Consider the following 20,110-nt stretch of genomic DNA (forward strand, 5'->3'; position numbering starts at 1 on the left):
AATCAGCATGCGCGAGGCAATGTCTGCCAGCACCATCAGGATCGCCCCTGCCAGCGCGCTGGCAATCAGCAGCGTGCGGTGCAGCGGCCCGAACAGGAAGCGCATCACGTGCGGCACCACCAGCCCGACAAAGCCGATTGACCCCGCCATGCTGACGATGGTCGCGGTAATCAGCGCGGTAGTGGTAAAGAGCGTCAGGCGCACCCACGGGACGGCAATACCTAAAGAGGCGGCGGCGTCATCACCGAACGTGAAGGCATCCAGCGCCCGGGAATAGTAGAGGCAAACGGCTAATCCAATCAGTACCACGACCAGCGCCAGCTGGAATTCAGGCCAGCGTACGCCGCTGAAGCTGCCCAGCAGCCAGAACATCACGTCGCGCGCCTGCTGGGCGCTGGCGGAGGTGCTGATGGTGTAGGCGGTAATGGCGTTGAAAAGCTGCGAGGCGGCGACCCCTGCCAGAATGGTCCGTTCATTCCCGCCGCGCGCGCCGTTCGTCAGAAACGCGACAAACGCAAACGCGGCGAACGCCCCGGCAAAGGCACCGGCAGAGAGGGAGACCGCACCGGTGCCGATCCCCAATACGACGACAGAAACCGCCCCGGTCGACGCGCCCGCGGACACGCCGAGCACGTAGGGTTCCGCCAGCGCGTTCTTCAGCAGGCTCTGCAATACGGCTCCGCAGATGGCCAGCCCCGCGCCGCAGCAGGCCGCCACCAGCGCGCGGCTCAGGCGAAAGTCCCAGATGACGCTCTCATAGATGCGAGTGAGCGGAACCTCGGTAAGCCCCATTTTATTGCTGATGGCGTAAAACACGTTATCCAGCGGGATGGACAGCTCGCCGACGCTGACGCTCAGGGCGATCACCAGAAATAACAGTACCAGGGCGAGCAAAGCCGAGGTCGTCAGAACCAGGCTCTGCCGGGCCTGAAGAACGGCGGATGTCATCAGTTCAGCCCCAGCTTTCTGAGCTGTTCGCCGACCTGCTCAGCCCCGTAAATCGTGCGGATCGTCGGATTCATCGCCTGGCCGTCCATCACCACGATGTGGCCTTTTTTTACCGCGTCCAGCTGGCTGACCGCCGGATCGCTCTTCAGGAATTTGATTTTCTCTTGTGCGTTATCCAGCGCCCAGCGGTTGCGGTCCAGGCTGGAGACCACAATCACATCCGGATTGGCGGCAATAATGCTCTCCCAACCCACGGTCGGCCATTCGGTCTCGGAGGTGATGGCGTTATGCCCGCCCAGCACGTCAGCGATGAACCCTGAGGCGCTGTTTTTACCGCCGACGTAGGCGTCCGCAGAAGGGGATGAGCTGGAGAACCAGAAGACAAACGACAGGTCTTTTTTGTTCTTGCCGAATTCCTTACGCAGGTCGGCCTCGCGCTTTTTGAAATCGGCAATCACGGCCTGGCCGCGATCTTCAACGTTGAAAATTTTAGCGAAATCCTCAATCTCTTTATAGAGATAGGTCATATCCCACAGCTTCTGGCGGCTGCCGTACATATCGCCGGCGGCCTTTTTGGTCGCGCACATGCCCGGTGATAAATAGCTGTTCACGCCGACAGTGGCCAGATCTTCACGCTTTGCGACCTTACTCTCCGGCCCAAGCAGCAGAGGAAGCTGGGCAGGAACAAAATCAGGGTTTTGCGAAAGGATGGATTCCAGCGTCGGGATTTCTACCGTCAGCGTTTTGATTTTTGCGTTCTGTTCCGCCAACTGCGGCAGCACTTTGGTCGGCCAGAAGGCGCTGGCCTTCACCTTATCTTCCAGCCCCAGCAGGAGCAAAATTTCGACGGTATTCTGGCCCAGGGCCACGACGCGTTCCGGCGCTTTGGTGAATGTTTCTTTATAGCCACAGTTTTCAATGGTCAGAGGATATGTGGTTGCCAGAGCAGAACTGACCGACGCAACCGCCAGGCCTAACGCGCAGATGACCTTCTTCATGAAACGCTACCCTTGATTAATATTATTATTGATGCAAATGAAACTCATTATTAAGGCGGAATTTTATACAGAGGAAACGATTTTGTGTCAATGAGGGACAATTGCGCGGGGTAACGAAAGGCGGTGCCAGAAAACACCGCCAGAGTAGGGGCTTAAGCCAGGCTCTCTTTCTCAATCCCGAGTCGCTTCATGCGCGACAGCAGGGTGGTGCGTTTTAACCCCAGGCGCTGGGCGGCACCTTTCGGCCCGGCGACTACGCCGTTGGTCTCTTTCAGCACGCGCATAATGAGCTGATATTCATCTTCTCCCTCTTTCGCTGTCTCGGCGGCGGGCAGGGTCACGTCAGGCGGCGTCACTTCAGGCAGGGAGAGCTGCAGCACATTCCCCCGCGTCAGCAGCACCGCACGTTCGATGACGTTTTCCAGCTCGCGCACGTTGCCGGGCCACTCCATCGATGAAAGGGTACGCAACGTCTCGGCAGGAATGCTGTCGATATTTCGCCCCATCCTGCGCGCGATCTTGGCGGTAAACGCTTTGACCAGCAGGGGGATATCTTCCGGGCGCTCGCGCAGCGGCGGCAGGAAGATCGGGAACACGTTCAGGCGATAGTAAAGGTCGCTGCGAAACTCGCGGTCGGCGACCATTTTTTTCAGATCGCGGTTGGTGGCGGCAATCAGCCGCACGTCGGTCTGGATAAGCTTGTTGCTTCCCAGGCGCTCAAACTCCTGCTCCTGCAATACGCGCAGCAGTTTCGGCTGTAGCTCCAGCGGCATATCGCCCACTTCGTCGAGAAACAGCGAGCTTTTGTCCGCCAGCTCAAAACGGCCCAGCCGCTGACTGCTTGCCCCGGTGAATGCACCGCGCTCGTGGCCGAACAGATCGCTTTCCAGCAGCCCTGCGGGCATCGCGGCGCAGTTCATCTTCACCATCCGACGGCTGTTGCGGTTGCTCAGGTTGTGGATGGCGCGGGCAATCAGCTCTTTACCCGTACCGGTTTCACCCAGGATCAGCACCGTGCTGTCGCTTTGCGCCACCATCTCGACCTGCTTGAGCACGCTGTACATGGCGTCGCTGCGCCCGATGATTTCACCAAACTCGCTGTCCACGTTGTTGAGCTGTTCGGTCAGGGCCAGGTTCTCATCCACCAGACGCTCTTTCAGACGATGAATTTCCTGATAGGCGAGGGCGTTATCCAGGGCGATGGAAATACGTTCGGCGATCTGACGCAGCAGCTTCAGGTTGGCGGTGGTGAACACGCCCTCCTCACACTGCGCCAGCTTAAGCACGCCCAGCATGGTGTTGCCGGACATCAGCGGCAGCAGGCACAGGGTCTGAATTTTGTTGCCCCAGGTGTTAAACAGCATCCGCTCGTACGGCGCTGCCGGGTCCTGCTCGTTCAGGTTGAGCAGGAGGATCTCTTTGCTTTTGAAGACTCGTTCAGAAAGGGTCCCCGCTTCATCCACTTCGCTCTGCTCGTGTGCCGGGTTGGCTTCATCAAGATAATGCGTGGAGTAGATGTTCAGCTTGCCCTTGCGATGGCCGCGAAGCGCAATGCTGATGGCGTCGATTTTGAAATAGTGATGGATCTCTTTCGAGACTTCGCTCACCAGTTCATCCATGTCGAGCCGTGACAGCACGGCGTTAGTGATGGCGACCAGAATGCGGAAGTTGTCGCGTTCGCGGCTCAGCATGTCGTAATCCACATTATTGGTCACGCGGCTTTGGATCTGCTCAGCGACGACGGCCACAATCTGGGTAAAGGTGTGCAGGCGTTCGTATTCCGCCTCGCTCCAGGGCTGGTCGGTGGTGCGGATAAACTCGCAGCCGCCAAAAATCTGACCCTCTGCCGCCAGCGGCAACATGCAGTAATGCCCGAAAGGCTGATAAAGGTTGCTCTGTGCCAGCCGCGGCCACGCCTGGCGGAACTCCTCAAAGTTGCAGTGCAGCACTTCAGGTCGGGAGAGAATGCGGCGCACCGGGCCATGCGCGAGATACGTTTCGTCTTCGTATTCAAACGTTTTGCCATTGTCACGCGTTGAGTAGTAGCTCGCGCGGTGCGTTCCGCTATGCCACAGTACAATCGCGGTGCTGTCGGCCAGCGCCGACTGCCTGACCAGCCGGGTCAGGGCATCGCTCAGCGCGCCGAGATCGGGCTGCTGTAAAAGTGTGCGCGTGATGTCAAACAGGCCCTGCTGTCCAAGATCGCTCATCGGTGTATACGGCATAGTGCTTTCCAGTAGAAACGAGCAAAAAAATCCATGCTGACCGCTTTTGGCGCGGTTCTAGCAAATACGGGGTAAAGGTTCCGCGTGCGGCAGATCCAGCGTGCGCTTCACGCCATAAAGCCCGGTCAGGCGCACCCCTTTGCGCTCAACCACTTCACCAATCATTGCCGCCTCTTTTCCTGACGGATGAGCCCGCAGCTGTTCAAGAACGGCTTCCGCTGCCGCGCGTTCAACGCCAATCACCAGTTTGCCTTCGTTTGCGAAGTTAAGCGGTTCCAGCCCCAACAGTTCGCAGAGCCCACGAACGGCGGGCTTAACGGGCAGGCTGCGCTCGGTGAGTTCAATCCCATACCCGCAGCTTGCTGCAAATTCGTGGGCCACGGCATTCACGCCGCCTCGCGTGGCGTCCCTCAGGGCCTTGACGCCGGGTACGGCCCGCAGCGTCTGAATCAGCGGGGTGAGCACCGCGCAGTCGCTGCGCAGTTCCCCGTCCAGCCCCAGGCCTTCGCGCAGGTTAAGGATGGTCGCCCCGTGGCAGCCTAGCGTTCCGGTCACGATCAGCACGTCGCCCACGCTAAGCTGCTGCGCGCCCCAGTGAATATCGGCGGGGATCGCGCCCATGCCGGCGGTGTTGATAAACAGCTTGTCGGCCGCGCCGCGCTGCACCACTTTGGTGTCGCCGGTGACGATAGCTATCCCCGCCTCGCGCGCGGTCTGCGCCATGCTGTTGACCACTGCCGTGAGCGTCTCCATCGGCAGGCCCTCTTCGAGGATAAACCCGCAGGAGAGGTAGCGCGGAACGGCGCCGCTGACGGCCACGTCGTTGGCCGTGCCGCAGACGGCGAGCTTGCCGATATCGCCACCCGGGAAGAACAGCGGGTCAATGACGTAGCTGTCGGTGGAGAAGGCCAGCCTGTCGCCCTGGGCGGTGAGGGTGGCGAGGTCAATGCGCGCCTGGTCTTCCTGTTCGGCGAGCCAGGAGTTGTTAAAGGCCGACATAAATAGCCGGTTAATGAGCTGCTGCATCGCCTGTCCGCCGCTACCGTGCGCCATTTCAACCGTATTCATGCTTCACTCTCCTGGTTGCGATACTGATACCACGCGGCACACGCCCCTTCGGAGGAGACCATCAGCGCGCCAAACGCCGTTTGCGGGTTGCAGGTATTGCCAAATAACGGGCACTGATGCGGTTTGCATTTGCCGGTGAGCACCTCGCCGCAGCGGGCCCGTGGATCGTCGCAAACCTGCTGCGGCTGCGGGCGGAAATGCGCTTCAGCGTCGAATGTGCGATAGGCTGACGTCAGGCGCACGCCGGATTCGGCAATCAGCCCCAGACCACGCCATTCGCTGTCGCCCTCAACGCTAAACACGTCGGCTATTGCCTGCTGTGCCCGTTCATTTCCCGCATCCGGCACCACGCGCCGGTACTGGTTTTCCACTGCACTCAGGGCCGCTATTTTCTGCTCAACCAGCATGGTGACACCTTGCAGTAGATCAAGTGGTTCGAAACCAGCGACCACTAACGGACGATTGTACTGTTCAGCGATAAAACCGTAGGCGTCTGTGCCAATCACCATGCTGACATGCCCCGGTGCCAGAAAGGCGTCAATGCCGTTTCCCGGCTCTTCCAGCAGGCTGCGCAGGGTGGGGATAAGCGTAATGTGCTGGCAGAAGAAGAAAAAGTTATCGACGCCGCGCGCTTTCGCCTGCTGCAGCGTGATGGCGGTGGCGGGCATGGTGGTTTCAAACCCCAGGCCAAAGAACACCACCTTACGCGCGGGATTATTCTCTGCCAGCGTCAGGGCATCCATCGGCGAATAGACGATCCGCACGTCCGCACCGCGCGCTTTTGCCTGCAGCAGCGAGCCGTTTTTCCCCGGCACGCGCATCGCGTCGCCAAAGGTGCAGAAAATGACGTCGGGCTGGCTGGCAATTTCAATACAGCTGTCGATGCGCCCCATCGGCAGCACGCAGACCGGGCAGCCGGGGCCGTGGATAAACTCGATGTTCTCCGGCAGCAGCTGGTCGAGGCCAAATTTGAAGATGGCGTGCGTGTGCCCGCCGCACACCTCCATGATCCGCAGCGGTCTTTCTTTCGTATAGTCCAGCAGCGCTGCGCGCGTTTTCAGGTAGCCGATAAGCTGCAGCACCTGCTCCGGCGCGCGGTATTCATCAACGTAACGCATGATTACCGCTCCTCGCCGTACAGCAGCGCGCCCACGTCAGGCTCCACGTCGAACATATTTTGCAGGGCGTCGAGCGTGTCGCGGGCTTCCGCTTCGTTAATCACGCTCATGGCGAACCCCACGTGCACCAGCACCCACTGGCCGAGACGCGATGCGCCCGTTTCATCTGTGTTGCCCACCAGCGTCAGGTCCACGTCGCGCAGGATGCCGCAGACCTCGACTTTGGCCTGATTACCGTCGATGGCGTAAATTTGTCCAGGGACGCCTATGCACATCGCTCGTTCTCCAGCCACTGTAGCCAACTGTCCATGCCGTCACCGCGCGTGGCGGAGACCAGCAGGATCTCAATCTCCGGATTCACTTCACGGGCATAAGCCAGGCACTTATCCACGTCGAAATTCAGGTACGGCAGCAGGTCGACTTTGTTCAGCAGCATGACGGACGCGGCGGCAAACATATGCGGGTACTTCAGCGGTTTGTCTTCGCCTTCGGTCACCGAAAGCACCGCCACCTTGTGCCGTTCGCCCAGGTCGAAGCTCGCCGGGCAGACCAGGTTGCCGACGTTTTCAATAAACAGAATTCCGTCATCCGCCAGCGGCAGACGCGGGGCGGCGTCGGCAATCATCTGCGCATCCAGGTGGCAGCCTTTGCCGGTATTAACCTGAATCGCCGGGGTGCCGGTTTCGCGAATACGCGCCGCGTCGTTAACGGTTTGCTGGTCGCCTTCAATCACCGCGCAGGAGACGCGTCTGTTCAGGCGCTTGAGCGTTTCCGTTAACAGCGTGGTTTTGCCGGAGCCGGGGCTGGAGACCAGATTTAGCACCAGCTGTTTGCGGGTGGCAAAGCGCGCGCGGTTGCGGGCGGCGATCTGGTTATTTTTGTCCAGCACGTTGATTTCCACCTCCAACATCTGGCGCTGGCTGATGCCCGGCGCGTGGGTGCCCGCCTCCCCGTGGCCGTAGTGCAGATCGCCCACTTCGGAGCGCTGCGGAGCGAAGGTGATACCGGTCAGTGCCGCAGAAGGTCGTGGGGCAGGAGAAAAGGGCGCGGAGCGAAACGCGGAATGGGGGCGATGTTCATCCCCTTCTATATACAGGTTGCCTTCGGCGCAACCGCAGGTACTACACATACTTTACTCCTTCTCGATTTCGAGACGTTGGATCTGCATGCCGTCATCCGCCACGATGCGAAGACCGGTGCTCTGACACTGCGGACAGCGCTGAACCTTTGATGACAGCAGGGTGACGTACTGCTGGCACTGTTCGCACCAGCACTCCGCCTGCTGCTCTTCAATATGCAGTTCGCAGCCTTCCGCCAGCGTGCCGCGGCACACCAGTTCAAAACAGAAATTCAGGGCGCTGGTCTCGACGCAGGAAAACGCCCCGACCTTCAGCCAGACGCCGGTAACGCGTTTCGCGTGGTTTTGCACTGCCTGCTGCTCGATAAGTTCCAGAGCCCGCTGGCAGAGGGTGATTTCGTGCATGACGCCTCCTCAGTGAATTGCGCCATTGAATGCAATAACGATGCCAGCTTGATTTTTGTTAAGGCGTGACGATGTCAACGCTGTCGAAATGACACGTCGACACCGCGGCGTTGACAGCGGTTTTGCAATTAAACACATTAAAAATCATAAAGATAAAAACTGGCATGGAATCTGCTTAACAGCCGCTATCTCCATTAAACGGATACCTTCTATGACTATTTGGGAAATCAGCGAAAAAGCGGATTACATCGCGCAGCGTCATCAGCAGCTGCAGGACCAGTGGCACCTTTACTGCAACTCGCTGGTTCAGGGCATTACCCTCTCGAAAGCGCGTCTTCACCACGCGATGAGCTGCGCGGCACAGGGGGATATGAGCTTTGTCCTGTTCGGCCATTTCACCATTAACGTGACCCTGGCGGATAACTTCAACAGCCACACCATTGAGTACCACCTCGAGACAAAAGACGGCGAAAAACAGTGTATTGCGAAGGCGCAGCTGATGGCCGACGGCATGGTGGACGGCCACGTCAGCAACCGCGATCGCCAGCAGGTGCTGGAGCACTATCTGGAAAAAATCGCGCCGGTCTATAACGGCCTGTACGCCGCCGTTGAACGCGATCTCCCGGTCAACCTGAAGCAGCTGATGGACGGAAATACCTCAGCGAACGTGGCCTGACCCTTGCGTGTCGAGAAGTGTCGACAAGACAGTTTTTCGTCAAAAATGACTATCACCAGAGGATGACCCGGTGAACCGTTTTGTAATTGCCGACTCGACGGTCTGTATTGGCTGTCGAACCTGTGAGGCGGCGTGTTCGGAAACGCATCGCCTGCATGGGCTGCAGTCCATGCCGCGCCTGCACGTCATGCGTAATGAAAAAGAGTCTGCCCCGCAGCTCTGCCATCACTGTGAAGATGCTCCCTGCGCGGGTGTCTGCCCAGTGAATGCCATCACCCGTGTTGATGGCGCTGTCCAGCTGAACGAAAGCCTGTGCGTAAGCTGCAAGCTGTGCGGCATCGCCTGCCCGTTTGGCGCGATTGAATTTTCCGGCAGCCGTCCGCTGCACATTCCGGCGAACGCTAACTCGCCAAAAGCCCCGCCTGCGCCACCGGCTCCGGCACGCGTAAGCACGCTGCTGGACTGGGTGCCCGGCATCCGCGCCGTGGCGGTGAAGTGCGACCTGTGCAGCTTCGATGAGCAGGGTCCGGCCTGCGTGCGCACCTGCCCGACTAAGGCATTGATTCTGGTTAACATTCGCGACATCGCCCGTACCAGCAAGCGTAAACGCGAGCTGACCATCAACAGTGATTTTGGCGACCTTTCTCTGCTACAGGCGCTTAACGAGGGGGCGAAATGAACGCGGCAATGATGATTACCAGCGCGGTAGCCTGTTTTACTGCCGCCGCTGTTCTGGCGCTGATCTTCTCATTCCATAAAACCCTGAGCGGCGCGATCGCCGGGATTGGCGGGGCGGTAGCTAGCCTGATGACGCTGGCGGCAGGCGGCGTTGTCCTGCTCGGCGGCCAGTCCGCAGAAACCGTGATGCCGCTGATTCGGCACACCGTTGAGATCACGCCCCTGAACGCCATCTGGCTGGTGACGTTTGGTCTGTGCGGGCTGTTTATCAGCCTGTTCAATATCGACTGGCACCGCCACCCGCACGCTAAAGCCAACGGCCTGCTGGTCAATCTGCTGATGGCGACGGCGGTCTGTACCGTTATCGCCAGCAACCTCGGCGCGCTGGTGGTGATGGCGGAAATCATGGCGCTGTGCGGCGTGTTCCTGACGGGCTGCAGCGCCTCCGGCAAGCTGTGGTTTGCGCTGGGACGCCTGGGGACGCTGCTGCTGGCGCTGGCCTGCTGGCTGGTGTGGCAACGCTTTGGCACGCTGGATTTCTCTGCGCTCAACGGGCATCCGCTGGGGAATGACGTCTGGCTGCTGGGCGTTATCGGCTTTGGCCTGCTCGCTGGCATCATCCCGCTGCACGGCTGGGTGCCGCAGGCGCATGCGAATGCCTCCGCGCCCGCCGCCGCGCTGTTTTCGGTGGTGGTGATGAAAGTGGGTCTGTTCGGAATTTTGGCGATTACACTGGCCGGCGGACAACCGCCGCTGTGGTGGGGCGTTGTGCTGCTGATCGCCGGAATGATTACCGCGTTCGTCGGCGGCCTGTACGCGCTGATGGAGCACAATATCCAGCGTCTTCTGGCGTACCACACGCTTGAAAATATCGGCATCATCCTGCTCGGTATTGGCGCGGGCGTGACCGGGCTGGCGCTCAATCATCCGGCGCTAATCGCGGCCGGTTTTATCGGCGGTCTTTATCACCTTGTTAACCATAGCCTGTTTAAAAGCACCCTGTTCCTCGGGGCGGGCAGCGTCTGGTTCCGCACCGGCCATCGGGATATCGAAAAGCTGGGCGGGATTGGCAAAAAGATGCCGGTAATTTCACTGGCGATGCTGGTCGGGCTGATGGCGATGGCCGCGCTGCCGCCGCTGAACGGCTTTGCCGGGGAGTGGGTGATCTATCAGTCCTTCTTCGCGCTCGGTCAGAGCGATCTCTTTATCGCGCGTTTGCTCGGCCCGCTGCTGGCGGTCGGGCTGGCAATTACCGGGGCGCTGGCGGTGATGTGCATGGCGAAAGTCTACGGCGTGACCTTCCTCGGCGCGCCGCGCACCCGCGAAGCTGAAAACGCCTGCTGCGCACCGTTGTTGATGGGCGTGAGCGTGGTCGCGCTGGCGCTGTGCTGCATCGCGGGCGGCGTCGCCGCGCCGTGGCTGTTGCCGCTGCTGGGCAACGCCATTCCGCTGCCGCTGACCGTGGCGAATACCACCGTCTCTCAGCCTATGATCGCGCTGCTGCTGATTGGCGCACCGCTGCTGCCGCTCGTCCTGATGCTGTTCTTCAAACGCGACAGGCTCACCTCCCGCGCGCGCGGTGCGGCGTGGGCCTGCGGCTACGAACATGAACAGTCGATGGTTATCACCGCCCACGGTTTCGCCATGCCGGTGAAGGAGAACTTCGCCGCCGTGCTGAAGCTGCGCCACTGGTTGAATCCGGTGGCCTGGGTACCCGGCTGGCAGAGCGCCGCCGCGCCCGCGCTGTTCCGCCGTCTGGCGGTCATCGAGCTGGCGGTGCTGGTGGTCATTGTGATTTCACGAGGAGCCTGACATGAGTCTGTTACTGGCAATTCTTCAGGCGCTGGTGCTGTTCGCCGCCGCGCCGCTGCTGTCGGGCATCACGCGCGTGGCGCGCGCCCGGATGCACAACCGTCGCGGGCCTGGGGTGCTTCAGGAGTACCGCGATCTCTTCAAACTGCTTTCTCGTCAGGGCGTGGCGCCGGATGCCGCAGGCTGGGTCTTCCGCCTGACGCCGTTCGTGATGGTGGGCGTCATGCTGACCATCGCCACCGCGCTGCCGGTGGTGACGGTGGGATCGCCGCTGCCGGCGCTCGGGGATCTGATTACGCTTATCTACCTCTTTGCCATCGCCCGTTTCTTCTTTGCGATTGCGGGCCTCGACACCGGGAGCCCGTTTACCGGCATCGGTGCCAGCCGCGAGGCGATGCTGGGCGTGCTGGTTGAGCCGATCCTGCTGCTGGGGCTGTGGGTCGCCGCGCAGGTGGCGGGTTCCACCCACATCAGCTTTATCACCCACACCGTTTACCACTGGCCGGTGGCGCGCTCAATCCCGCTGGTGCTGGCGCTGTGCGCCTGCGCGTTCGCCACCTTCATTGAGATGGGCAAACTGCCGTTCGATCTGGCGGAAGCCGAGCAGGAGCTGCAGGAAGGGCCGCTTACCGAGTACAGCGGCTACGGCTTCGCGGTTCTGAAGTGGGGCATCAGCCTCAAACAGCTGGTGGTGCTGCAGATGTTTGTCGGCGTCTTCTTCCCGTGGGGGCAGATGACGCACTTCTCCGCGGGCGGTCTGCTGCTGGCCGTCGTGGTTGCCGTCCTCAAGCTGCTGGTTGGCGTGCTGGTGATTGCCCTGTTCGAAAACAGCATGGCGCGCCTGCGTTTTGTCGAAACGTCACGCATCACCTGGGCCGGTTTTGGTTTTGCATTTTTAGCGTTCGTCTCCTTGCTGGTGGCGTGATTAAAGAGAATTTTTATGTCTGAAGAAAAGAAAGGTCAGCAGTATCTCGCCGCGTTGCATCAGGCTTTCCCCGGCGTGGTGCTGGAGGAATCCTGGCAAACCAAAGACCAGGTAACCGTCACTATTAAGGTGAACTACCTGCCGGAAGTGGTGGAGTTTCTCTACTACCGGCAGGGCGGCTGGCTGTCGGTACTGTTCGGCAACGACGAGCGCCAGCTGTGCGGCAGCTATGCGGTGTACTACGTAATGTCGATGGAGCAGGGCGAAAAGTGCTGGCTCACCGTGCGCGTCGAAGTCGACCCGAACAAGCCGGAATACCCGTCCGTCACGCCGCGCGTGCCTGCCGCGGTCTGGGGCGAGCGCGAAGTGCGCGACATGTACGGCCTGGTGCCGGTCGGCCTGCCGGACGAGCGCCGCCTGGTGCTACCGGACGACTGGCCGGACGAACTCTATCCGCTGCGCAAAGACAGCATGGACTACCGCCAGCGTCCGGCGCCGACCACCGACAGCGAAACCTACGAGTTTATCAACGAGCTGGGCAGCAAGAAGAATAACGTGGTGCCGATCGGCCCGCTGCACGTCACCTCTGACGAGCCGGGCCACTTCCGCCTGTTCGTCGACGGTGAAAACATTATCGACGCCGACTACCGCCTGTTCTACGTCCATCGCGGCATGGAAAAGCTGGCGGAAACCCGCATGGGCTACAACGAAGTGACCTTCCTCTCTGACCGCGTGTGCGGCATCTGCGGCTTTGCCCACAGCACCGCCTACACCACCTCGGTGGAGAACGGCATGGGGATCGTGGTGCCGGAGCGCGCGCAGATGATCCGCGCCATTCTGCTGGAGGTGGAGCGCCTGCACTCGCACCTGCTGAACCTCGGTCTGGCCTGCCACTTTGTCGGCTTTGATTCCGGGTTTATGCAGTTCTTCCGTGTGCGCGAAGCGTCGATGAAGATGGCGGAGATCCTCACCGGGGCGCGTAAAACCTACGGCCTGAACCTGATCGGCGGGATCCGCCGCGACCTGCTGAAGGACGACATGATCCAGACCCGTCAGCTGGCGCAGCAGATGCGCCGCGACGTGCAGGAGCTGGTGGACATGCTTCTCAGCACGCCAAACATCGAGCAGCGCACCGTCGGCATTGGCCGCCTTGACCCGGAGATCGCCCGCGACTTCAGCAACGTCGGCCCGATGGTGCGCGCCAGCGGGCACGCCCGCGACACGCGTGCGGATCACCCGTTCGTCGGCTACGGCCTGCTGCCGATGACCGTGCACAGCGAGCAGGGCTGTGACGTCATCTCGCGGCTCAAGGTGCGCATCAACGAGGTGTTCACCGCCCTGAACATGATCGACTTTGGTCTGGACAACCTGCCGGGCGGCCCGCTGATGGTGGAGGGCTTCACCTACATCCCGAACCGCTTTGCCCTTGGCTTTGCCGAAGCGCCGCGCGGGGACGATATCCACTGGAGCATGACCGGCGACAACCAGAAGCTCTACCGCTGGCGTTGCCGCGCGGCCACCTACGCCAACTGGCCAACCCTGCGCTACATGCTGCGCGGTAACACCGTCTCTGACGCGCCGCTGATCATCGGCAGCCTCGACCCGTGCTACTCCTGCACCGACCGCATGACCGTAGTCGATGTGCGCAAGAAGAAAAGCCAGGTGGTGCCGTACAAAGAGCTTGAGCGCTACAGCATCGAGCGTAAAAACTCGCCGCTGAAATAAGGACTCGCCATGTTTACCTTTATCAAAAAAGTGATCAAAACGGGCACGCAGACCAGCAGCTATCCGCTGGAGCCGATGCCGGTGGATAAAAACTTTCGCGGCAAGCCGGAACATAACCCGCAGCAGTGCATCGGCTGCGCGGCCTGCGTCAACGCCTGTCCGTCGAACGCCTTAACGGTGGAAACGGATCTCAAAACCGGCGAGCTGGCCTGGCAGTTTAACCTCGGGCGCTGCATCTTCTGCGGCCGCTGCGAGGAGGTCTGCCCGACGGTCGCCATTCGCCTGTCGCAGGAGTACGAGCTGGCGGTGTGGAAGAAAGAGGACTTCCTGCAGCAGTCGCGCTTTGACCTGTGCAACTGCCGCGTCTGCAAACGCCCGTTCGCCGTGCAAAAAGAGATCGACTACGCCATCGCGCTGCTGCAGCACAACGGCGACGCCCGTGCGGAGCATCACCGCGAAAGCTTTGAAACCTGCCCGGCGTGCAAGCGTCAGAAGTGCCTGCTGCCGTCCGACCGTATTGATATCACCCGCCATATGAGAGAGGCCAGCTGATGGAAAACCTACTGGGCCCGCGCGACGCTAACGGCATTCCGGTGCCGATGACGGTGGACGAATCCATCGCCAGCATGAAGGCGTCGCTGCTGAAAAAAATCAAACGCTCCGCCTACGTCTACCGCGTGGACTGCGGGGGCTGCAACGGCTGCGAGATTGAGATCTTCGCTACGCTGTCGCCGCTGTTTGACGCGGAGCGCTTCGGCATCAAAGTGGTGCCGTCCCCGCGTCATGCGGACATCCTGCTGTTCACCGGGGCCGTCACCCGCGCAATGCGCTCGCCCGCGCTGCGCGCCTGGCAGTCCGCGCCGGACCCGAAAATCTGCATCTCGTACGGCGCCTGCGGCAACAGCGGCGGCATCTTCCATGACCTCTACTGCGTCTGGGGCGGCACCGACAAAATCGTGCCGGTGGACGTCTACATTCCGGGCTGTCCGCCGACGCCCGCCGCCACGCTGTACGGCTTTGCGATGGCGCTCGGCCTGCTGGAGCAGAAAATCCACGCCCGCGAGCCAGGCGAGCTCGACAACCAGGCTGCGGCCATTCTGCACCCGGACATGGTGCAGCCGCTGCGGGTGAAGGTCGATCGCACGGCGCGCAGGCTGGCGGGCTATCGCTACGGCCGTCAGATTGCCGACGACTATCTGCGCCTGCTGAGCCAGGGCGAGCATCAGGTCGCACGCTGGCTGGAGGCGGAAAACGATCCGCGCCTCAATGAGATTGTGGCGAACCTGAACAGCATCGTCGATGAGGCGCGTATCCGATGAGTGAAACGGTGGTGTTCAGCCAGCTGAGCCGTAAGTTTATTGATGAGAACGATGCCACGCCGGATGCGGCGCAGCAGGTGGTCTATTACAGCCTGGCGATTGGGCATCACCTCGGGGTGATTGACTGCCTGGAGGCGGCGCTGAGCTGTCCGTGGTCCGAGTATCTGGCGTGGATCGCCACGCTGGAGGAGGGCAGTACGGCGCGGCGCAAAATGGAGGGCGTGCCGAAGTACGGCGAGATCGTGATCGATGCGAACCACATTGCGATGCTCGCCAACGCCTTTGACGCGGCGCTCGGCAGGCAAACCCCCGGGCAGCAGGCGTGGAGCAAAACGTTGCTCGGCATGCTGCATGATATTCATCAGGAGAGTGCCATCTACCTGATGGTGAGGAGATTACGTGACTGACGTTTTACTGTGTGTCGGCAACAGCATGATGGGCGATGACGGCGCGGGTCCGCTGCTGGCGGAGATGTGCGCCGCGAACCCACAGGGCAGCTGGGTGGTGATTGACGGCGGCAGCGCGCCGGAAAACGACGTGGTCGCCATCCGCGAGCTGCGTCCGGACAGGCTGTTAATCGTCGATGCCACCGATATGGGACTCAACCCCGGTGAGATCCGCCTGATTGACCCGGACGACATCGCCGAGATGTTTATGATGACCACCCACAATATGCCGCTGAACTACCTGGTGGATCAGATCAAAAGTGACGTGGGCGAGGTGCTGTTTTTGGGCATTCAGCCGGACATTGTCGGGTTTTATTACCCGATGACGCCGCCGGTGAAGGAGGCGGTGGAGGTGGTGTATTCACGACTAGCCGGGTGGGTTGGGGATGGAGGTTTTTCTCAGCTCTGAGCAGTGCCGGGTGGCGGCTTCGCCTTACCCGGCCTACCAAACCCATCTCCCTCTCCCTGTGGGAGAGGGCTGGGGTGAGGGCAACATGCTACTCGAGATCCCCCCCGTTACTCGCAATCACCTTCTTATACCACCAGAACGATTTCTTGCGTTTGCGCTCCAGCGTGCCGTTCCCGGCGTCGTCGCGGTCGACATAGACAAACCCGTAGCGCTTGCTCATCTCCCCGGTTGAGGCAGAGACAAGGTCAATACAGCCCCAGGTGGTGTAGCCCATCAGCGGCACGCCGTCCTCAATCGCGTCGCCCATCGCGCGGATATGCTCGCGCAGATAGCTGATGCGGTAGTCGTCGTTAATCTCGCCGTTTTCATCAACGACATCTTTCGCTCCCAGGCCGTTTTCCACCAGGAACAGCGGCTTCTGGTAGCGGTCGTACATCATGTTCATGGTGATGCGCAGGCCGAGCGGGTCGATGCCCCAGCCCCATTCGCTCACCTGAATGTGCGGGTTGCGCAGAGATTTGACGATGTTCGCCGCATTGGTGTTGTTCGCGTTCATATCCGCCGAGGCGCAGCGCGAGGCGTAATAGCTGAACGAGACAAAGTCGACGGTGTTTTTCAGAAGTAGATCATCGCCCGGGTCTTTAACAATCACCACGCCTTTCTCGCGGAACACGCGGGCAGAATAGGCCGGATAGCTGCCGCGCGCCTGCACGTCGATAAAGAACAGGTTCTCGCGGTCTTTCTCCAGCGCCATCCACACGTCTTCCGGCTTGCAGGAGTACGGATAGAAGTTTCCGCCCGCCAGCATGCAGCCGACCTGGTTTTCCGGGTTCACCTCGTGAGCAATTTTAGTCGCCAGCGCGCTCGCCACCAGCTCGTGGTGCGCGGCCTGGTATTTCACCTGATCTTCATTTTCGCCTTTCTCAAACACCAGCCCCGCGCCGGAGAACGGGCTGTGCAGCATGATGTTGATTTCGTTGAAGGTCAGCCAGTATTTCACCAGCCCGTTAAATTCCTCAAAGCAGGTGCGGGCATAGCGGGCAAAGAAATCGACCATCTTACGGTTGCGCCACGAGCCGTACTCCGTCACCAGGTGCATCGGCACGTCGAAGTGGCAGAGCGTTACCAGCGGCTCGATGTTGTACTTTTTGCACTCTTCGAACACCGCGCGGTAGAAGGCAATACCCTCTTTGTTCGGCAGCGGTTCGTCGCCGTTCGGGTAGAGGCGGCTCCAGGCAATCGAGGTGCGGAACACCGTAAAGCCCATCTCCGCCATCAGGGCGATGTCCTCTTTATAGCGATGGTAAAAATCAATCGCCTCGTGGCTCGGGTAGAACTCGTCGTCATGCAGCGAGAAACGCTTTTCCTTACCGAGTTTCACCGCCAGGCGGTTCGCGCCGTGGGGGATCATATCGACCGTTGTCAGCCCTTTGCCGCCCTCACGGTAAGCGCCTTCACTCTGGTTGGCGGCAAGCGCGCCGCCCCATAAAAATCCTTGTGGAAAAACAGACATTCTTACCTCGCTTTCAATTTATGCTTTTGCTGCGTTGTTCTGTACCGGCGCGGTCTGCAGGGCGCGCGCTTTTTCGGCGTCGTCTTCGACCGGAATATCCTCAAAGCCCAGTATCAGGGTCAGAACAAACGACAGCACGACTGCCAGACCCATCACGCCAAACACCCAGACGATGGTCATCGGGTTCGCCGGGTCGAAGAACTGTACGCTGGTAAACAGCCCCGGTGCCGCCATCGAGTGGCTGGCAAGACCCGCGATACCGGCAACCGCGCCGCAGATAAAGCCGCTGATCAGGCTCGCGATCAGCGGACGTTTCAGACGCACCGCCACGCCGTACAGGGCCGGTTCAGAGATCCCCGCCATGATGGCGGAGGCCGCCGCCGCCAGCGCCGTCTGGCGCAGATCCGGGTTTTTGGTTTTCCACGCCACCGCCAGCGACGAACCGCCGAGCGACAGGTTGGCGCCAATTTCCGACGGCATCACCATCCCTTCCTTGCCCGTCTCGGCAATGGTCTGAATGATGGTTGGCGTAAACACGCGGTGCATCCCGGTCATGACCAGCAGCGGCCACAGCGCGCCCATGATGGCCACGGAGAGCCAGCCCAGATAGCCGTGAATGGTGTAAACCAGCGCGGAGATGGCGCTACCGATCCAGATGCCCAGCGGCCCAATCAGCACGATGGCGAGCGGGGCGGCAATCAGCACGATCAGCATCGGCTTGAGGAAGTTTTTGGTTACCGCCGGGGTGATGCGATCCACCCAGCGCTCGATGTATGACAGGCACCAGGTCATCACCAGAGCCGGGATGACGGTGTAGGTGTATTTCACCGCCGTCACCGGGATAAAGGCGAACTCAACGTGTTCGCCCTGCGCGGCTTTCGCCATCAGCTCGATAAAGCTCGGGTGCACCAGCACGCCCGCAATGGCGATGGCCAGCGACATGTTGGTTTTGAACTTCACCGCCGCCGAGGCCGCCACCATCAGCGGCAGGAAGAAGAACGCGCCGTCGCCGATGACGGTCAGAATAGTGAGCGTCGGCGCGCCTTTTGGCAGCACGCCGGTCATCTCAAGGATCATCGCCAGCAGCTTGACCATTGAGCCGCCGATGATCGCCGGGATCAGCGGGGACATGGTGCCGATCAGCGCGTCGAGGATCCCGGCGCCAATGCGACGCAGCGTCAGCTTTTGCGGGCCTTCCGGTACGGCAGGCTGCAGGCTGGTTGGCAGCAGGCTCACCACTTCGCGGTACGCCTGCGAAACGGTGTTGCCGATGATGACCTGGCACTGGTTGTCGGTGCGCACCACGCCGAGCACGCCGCTGATGCTTTTCAGGCGCGCGGTATCGGTAAGGCTTTCGTCTTTCAGAACGAAACGAAGTCGCGTCATGCAGTGGGTGACGGCGACGATGTTCTCTTTGCCACCCAGCGCGCTGACAACGTCGTTCGCCAGCGCAGCGTAATTTTTGGCCATCGGATGTGATCCTGTTATCGTTTTGAGAAATGTAGGAAACCGGTTCCACATAATCATCATGAGTTTCTTTTGATGAAACAAGATCGCTTTTTGACCATTTTTTTATTTCGTGACACCGATCACCTGCAGGAGCCAAAAGCATGATTTCACCGCTGCGACAATTTTTCTGCAGTGCAGTACACTGCGCTCCATCAGATGCATACGGAATAACAACATGACCACGATGCTTGAAGTGGCGAAGCGGGCAGGCGTTTCGAAAGCCACGGTGTCCCGGGTGCTGTCGGGCAATGGCTATGTCAGCCAGGAGACCAAAGATCGGGTGTTTCAGGCCATTGAAGAGAGCGGCTATCGCCCAAATTTGCTGGCGCGCAACCTGGCGACCAAACGTACCCAGACGCTGGGCCTGGTGGTGACGAACACCCTTTATCACGGCGTCTACTTTAGCGAGCTGCTGTTTCACGCCGCGCGCATGACGGAAGAGAAAGGGCGGCAGCTGATCCTCGCGGACGGCAAGCACAGCGCGGATGAAGAGCGCGAGGCGATCCAGTATTTGCTCGATATGCGCTGCGACGCGGTGATCATCTATCCGCGTTTTCTGAGCGTGGAAGAGATGGATGAGATCGTCGAGAAGTGCGAGCAGCCCATTATGGTACTCAACCGCCGCCTGCGGAAAAACAGCAGCCACAGCGTGTGGTCCGATCATAAAGCCTCCAGCCAGGACGCGGTGTCACAGCTGATTGCGAAAGGGCATCGGGAGATCGCCTTTATCACCGGCTCGCTGGATTCTCCCACCGGGGTTGAGCGTCTCTCCGGCTATAAGGACGCGCTGGCGCAGCACGGTATTCCGCTGCGCGAGGGGCTGATTGCGCAGGGGAAGTGGAACCCCGCCAGCGGCGCGGCGGCGGTGTCCGAACTGCTTGCTCGCGGTGAACGCTTTACGGCGCTGGTGGCGAGTAATGACGACATGGCAATTGGCGCCATGAAGCAGCTGCACGACAGCGGCGTAGCCGCACCGGACGCGGTGTCGGTGATCGGTTTTGACGACGTGGCCATCGCGCCTTACATTGTGCCGTCGCTTTCCAGCGTACGTATCCCGGTAACGGAGATGATCAAAGAGACCATCAGCCGCCTGATCTTCATGCTCGACGGCGGCGAGTTTAAATATCAGCAAATTTTCTCCGGCGAGCTTGTCCTGCGCGACTCGGTTATTGACGGCCCGCACCGCTGATGTCGACAGCTGTCATCGTCATAAGTGACGATGACAGCACCGCTTTTATTTTTAAAACCAAATAAAATC

General features: G+C 60.3%; 20 protein-coding genes. 10 read left to right on the forward strand and 10 right to left on the reverse strand.

The features are described 5' to 3' along the window. The 8 genes from DOU50_RS09755 to hypA all read right to left on the reverse strand — a co-directional run. Positions 1 to 948, reverse strand: a 948-nt coding sequence (locus DOU50_RS09755; protein ID WP_148769282.1) for a FecCD family ABC transporter permease, incomplete at its 3' end; no start/stop codon positions are given. Next, a complete protein-coding gene (locus DOU50_RS09760) occupies positions 948 to 1,946 on the reverse strand; it encodes an ABC transporter substrate-binding protein (RefSeq protein ID WP_024909240.1) in 999 nt (332 codons plus the stop codon). The genes DOU50_RS09760 and DOU50_RS09755, both read right to left, overlap by 1 nt. Positions 1,947 to 2,098: 152 nt before the next feature. Further along, complete coding sequence (gene flhA / locus DOU50_RS09765; protein ID WP_148769283.1) at positions 2,099 to 4,171, reverse strand: formate hydrogenlyase transcriptional activator FlhA; 2,073 nt, start codon at positions 4,169 to 4,171, stop codon at positions 2,099 to 2,101. A 57-nt stretch (positions 4,172 to 4,228) separates the two neighbouring features. Beyond that, positions 4,229 to 5,239: a hydrogenase expression/formation protein HypE gene (gene hypE, locus DOU50_RS09770; RefSeq protein ID WP_148769284.1), complete on the reverse strand. Its 1,011-nt coding sequence runs from the start codon at positions 5,237 to 5,239 to the stop codon at positions 4,229 to 4,231. Beyond that, positions 5,236 to 6,357 carry a hydrogenase formation protein HypD gene (hypD, locus tag DOU50_RS09775; protein WP_024909237.1) on the reverse strand — a complete coding sequence of 374 codons (1,122 nt, stop codon included), beginning with the start codon at positions 6,355 to 6,357 and terminating at the stop codon, positions 5,236 to 5,238. Before hypD ends, hypE begins: the two co-directional genes overlap by 4 nt. Before the next feature lie 2 nt (positions 6,358 to 6,359). Beyond that, positions 6,360 to 6,632, reverse strand: coding sequence for a HypC/HybG/HupF family hydrogenase formation chaperone (locus DOU50_RS09780; protein ID WP_024909236.1), 273 nt, complete (start codon positions 6,630 to 6,632; stop codon positions 6,360 to 6,362). Continuing rightward, positions 6,623 to 7,486 carry a hydrogenase nickel incorporation protein HypB gene (gene hypB, locus DOU50_RS09785; RefSeq protein ID WP_148769285.1) on the reverse strand — a complete coding sequence of 288 codons (864 nt, stop codon included), beginning with the start codon at positions 7,484 to 7,486 and terminating at the stop codon, positions 6,623 to 6,625. Before hypB ends, DOU50_RS09780 begins: the two co-directional genes overlap by 10 nt. 3 nt (positions 7,487 to 7,489) lie before the next feature. Further along, a complete protein-coding gene (gene hypA, locus DOU50_RS09790; protein WP_029739533.1) occupies positions 7,490 to 7,840 on the reverse strand; it encodes a hydrogenase maturation nickel metallochaperone HypA in 351 nt (116 codons plus the stop codon). Positions 7,841 to 8,051: 211 nt separating this feature from the next. Between hypA and hycA the strand changes: the two genes are divergently transcribed. The 9 genes from hycA (at position 8,052) to hycI (ending at position 15,830) form a co-directional block, all read left to right on the forward strand. Further along, on the forward strand, positions 8,052 to 8,516 hold the full coding sequence (hycA, locus tag DOU50_RS09795; protein ID WP_024909233.1) for a formate hydrogenlyase regulator HycA: 465 nt from the start codon (positions 8,052 to 8,054) through the stop codon (positions 8,514 to 8,516). A 70-nt stretch (positions 8,517 to 8,586) separates the two neighbouring features. Then, complete coding sequence (locus DOU50_RS09800; protein WP_023308971.1) at positions 8,587 to 9,195, forward strand: 4Fe-4S dicluster domain-containing protein; 609 nt, start codon at positions 8,587 to 8,589, stop codon at positions 9,193 to 9,195. Further along, positions 9,192 to 11,006 (forward strand): formate hydrogenlyase subunit 3, encoded by a 1,815-nt coding sequence (gene hycC / locus DOU50_RS09805; RefSeq protein ID WP_148769286.1) that lies wholly within the window; start codon positions 9,192 to 9,194, stop codon positions 11,004 to 11,006. The genes DOU50_RS09800 and hycC overlap by 4 nt, the downstream gene beginning before the upstream one ends. 1 nt (position 11,007) lies before the next feature. Beyond that, on the forward strand, positions 11,008 to 11,931 hold the full coding sequence (locus DOU50_RS09810; RefSeq protein ID WP_148769287.1) for a respiratory chain complex I subunit 1 family protein: 924 nt from the start codon (positions 11,008 to 11,010) through the stop codon (positions 11,929 to 11,931). Between the two features lie 15 nt (positions 11,932 to 11,946). Further along, a complete protein-coding gene (gene hycE / locus DOU50_RS09815) occupies positions 11,947 to 13,656 on the forward strand; it encodes a formate hydrogenlyase subunit HycE (protein WP_148769288.1) in 1,710 nt (569 codons plus the stop codon). 9 nt (positions 13,657 to 13,665) lie between these two features. Beyond that, positions 13,666 to 14,208: a formate hydrogenlyase complex iron-sulfur subunit gene (locus tag DOU50_RS09820; protein ID WP_048993003.1), complete on the forward strand. Its 543-nt coding sequence runs from the start codon at positions 13,666 to 13,668 to the stop codon at positions 14,206 to 14,208. Then, positions 14,208 to 14,975, forward strand: a complete 768-nt coding sequence (locus tag DOU50_RS09825) for an NADH-quinone oxidoreductase subunit B family protein (protein ID WP_148769289.1) — start codon at positions 14,208 to 14,210, stop codon at positions 14,973 to 14,975. Before DOU50_RS09820 ends, DOU50_RS09825 begins: the two co-directional genes overlap by 1 nt. Continuing rightward, on the forward strand, positions 14,972 to 15,382 hold the full coding sequence (locus tag DOU50_RS09830; protein WP_048993001.1) for a formate hydrogenlyase maturation HycH family protein: 411 nt from the start codon (positions 14,972 to 14,974) through the stop codon (positions 15,380 to 15,382). Before DOU50_RS09825 ends, DOU50_RS09830 begins: the two co-directional genes overlap by 4 nt. Continuing rightward, positions 15,375 to 15,830: a hydrogenase maturation peptidase HycI gene (gene hycI / locus DOU50_RS09835; RefSeq protein ID WP_148769290.1), complete on the forward strand. Its 456-nt coding sequence runs from the start codon at positions 15,375 to 15,377 to the stop codon at positions 15,828 to 15,830. Before DOU50_RS09830 ends, hycI begins: the two co-directional genes overlap by 8 nt. 88 nt (positions 15,831 to 15,918) lie before the next feature. Here the strand turns inward: hycI and DOU50_RS09840 are convergent, their stop codons facing one another. Further along, on the reverse strand, positions 15,919 to 17,343 hold the full coding sequence (locus DOU50_RS09840; protein ID WP_148769291.1) for a 6-phospho-beta-glucosidase: 1,425 nt from the start codon (positions 17,341 to 17,343) through the stop codon (positions 15,919 to 15,921). Between the two features lie 18 nt (positions 17,344 to 17,361). Next, positions 17,362 to 18,813: a PTS cellobiose/arbutin/salicin transporter subunit IIBC gene (gene ascF / locus DOU50_RS09845; protein WP_048992998.1), complete on the reverse strand. Its 1,452-nt coding sequence runs from the start codon at positions 18,811 to 18,813 to the stop codon at positions 17,362 to 17,364. A gap of 214 nt (positions 18,814 to 19,027) precedes the next feature. Between ascF and DOU50_RS09850 the strand changes: the two genes are divergently transcribed. Further along, positions 19,028 to 20,041, forward strand: a complete 1,014-nt coding sequence (locus DOU50_RS09850) for a LacI family DNA-binding transcriptional regulator (protein ID WP_032648032.1) — start codon at positions 19,028 to 19,030, stop codon at positions 20,039 to 20,041. Positions 20,042 to 20,110 lie beyond the last annotated feature (69 nt).

This window comes from Enterobacter sp. C6 (genome assembly GCF_008122455.1).
In the GTDB taxonomy this organism is placed as follows: domain Bacteria; phylum Pseudomonadota; class Gammaproteobacteria; order Enterobacterales; family Enterobacteriaceae; genus Enterobacter; species Enterobacter pseudoroggenkampii.

Excerpts from the sequence above, each read along its gene's own strand:
- hypB (WP_148769285.1), bottom strand. The coding sequence starts at position 7,486 with ATGTGTAGTACCTGCGGTTGCGCCGAAGGCAACCTGTATATAGAAGGG.
- hycA (WP_024909233.1), top strand. The coding sequence starts at position 8,052 with ATGACTATTTGGGAAATCAGCGAAAAAGCGGATTACATCGCGCAGCGT.
- hycC (WP_148769286.1), top strand. The coding sequence starts at position 9,192 with ATGAACGCGGCAATGATGATTACCAGCGCGGTAGCCTGTTTTACTGCC.
- DOU50_RS09850 (WP_032648032.1), top strand. The coding sequence starts at position 19,028 with ATGACCACGATGCTTGAAGTGGCGAAGCGGGCAGGCGTTTCGAAAGCC.
- DOU50_RS09820 (WP_048993003.1), top strand. The coding sequence starts at position 13,666 with ATGTTTACCTTTATCAAAAAAGTGATCAAAACGGGCACGCAGACCAGC.
- DOU50_RS09760 (WP_024909240.1), bottom strand. The coding sequence starts at position 1,946 with ATGAAGAAGGTCATCTGCGCGTTAGGCCTGGCGGTTGCGTCGGTCAGT.
- flhA (WP_148769283.1), bottom strand. The coding sequence starts at position 4,171 with ATGCCGTATACACCGATGAGCGATCTTGGACAGCAGGGCCTGTTTGAC.
- DOU50_RS09810 (WP_148769287.1), top strand. The coding sequence starts at position 11,008 with ATGAGTCTGTTACTGGCAATTCTTCAGGCGCTGGTGCTGTTCGCCGCC.
- hypE (WP_148769284.1), bottom strand. The coding sequence starts at position 5,239 with ATGAATACGGTTGAAATGGCGCACGGTAGCGGCGGACAGGCGATGCAG.
- DOU50_RS09780 (WP_024909236.1), bottom strand. The coding sequence starts at position 6,632 with ATGTGCATAGGCGTCCCTGGACAAATTTACGCCATCGACGGTAATCAG.
- DOU50_RS09840 (WP_148769291.1), bottom strand. The coding sequence starts at position 17,343 with ATGTCTGTTTTTCCACAAGGATTTTTATGGGGCGGCGCGCTTGCCGCC.
- DOU50_RS09830 (WP_048993001.1), top strand. The coding sequence starts at position 14,972 with ATGAGTGAAACGGTGGTGTTCAGCCAGCTGAGCCGTAAGTTTATTGAT.
- DOU50_RS09825 (WP_148769289.1), top strand. The coding sequence starts at position 14,208 with ATGGAAAACCTACTGGGCCCGCGCGACGCTAACGGCATTCCGGTGCCG.
- hypA (WP_029739533.1), bottom strand. The coding sequence starts at position 7,840 with ATGCACGAAATCACCCTCTGCCAGCGGGCTCTGGAACTTATCGAGCAG.
- hycE (WP_148769288.1), top strand. The coding sequence starts at position 11,947 with ATGTCTGAAGAAAAGAAAGGTCAGCAGTATCTCGCCGCGTTGCATCAG.
- ascF (WP_048992998.1), bottom strand. The coding sequence starts at position 18,813 with ATGGCCAAAAATTACGCTGCGCTGGCGAACGACGTTGTCAGCGCGCTG.
- hypD (WP_024909237.1), bottom strand. The coding sequence starts at position 6,357 with ATGCGTTACGTTGATGAATACCGCGCGCCGGAGCAGGTGCTGCAGCTT.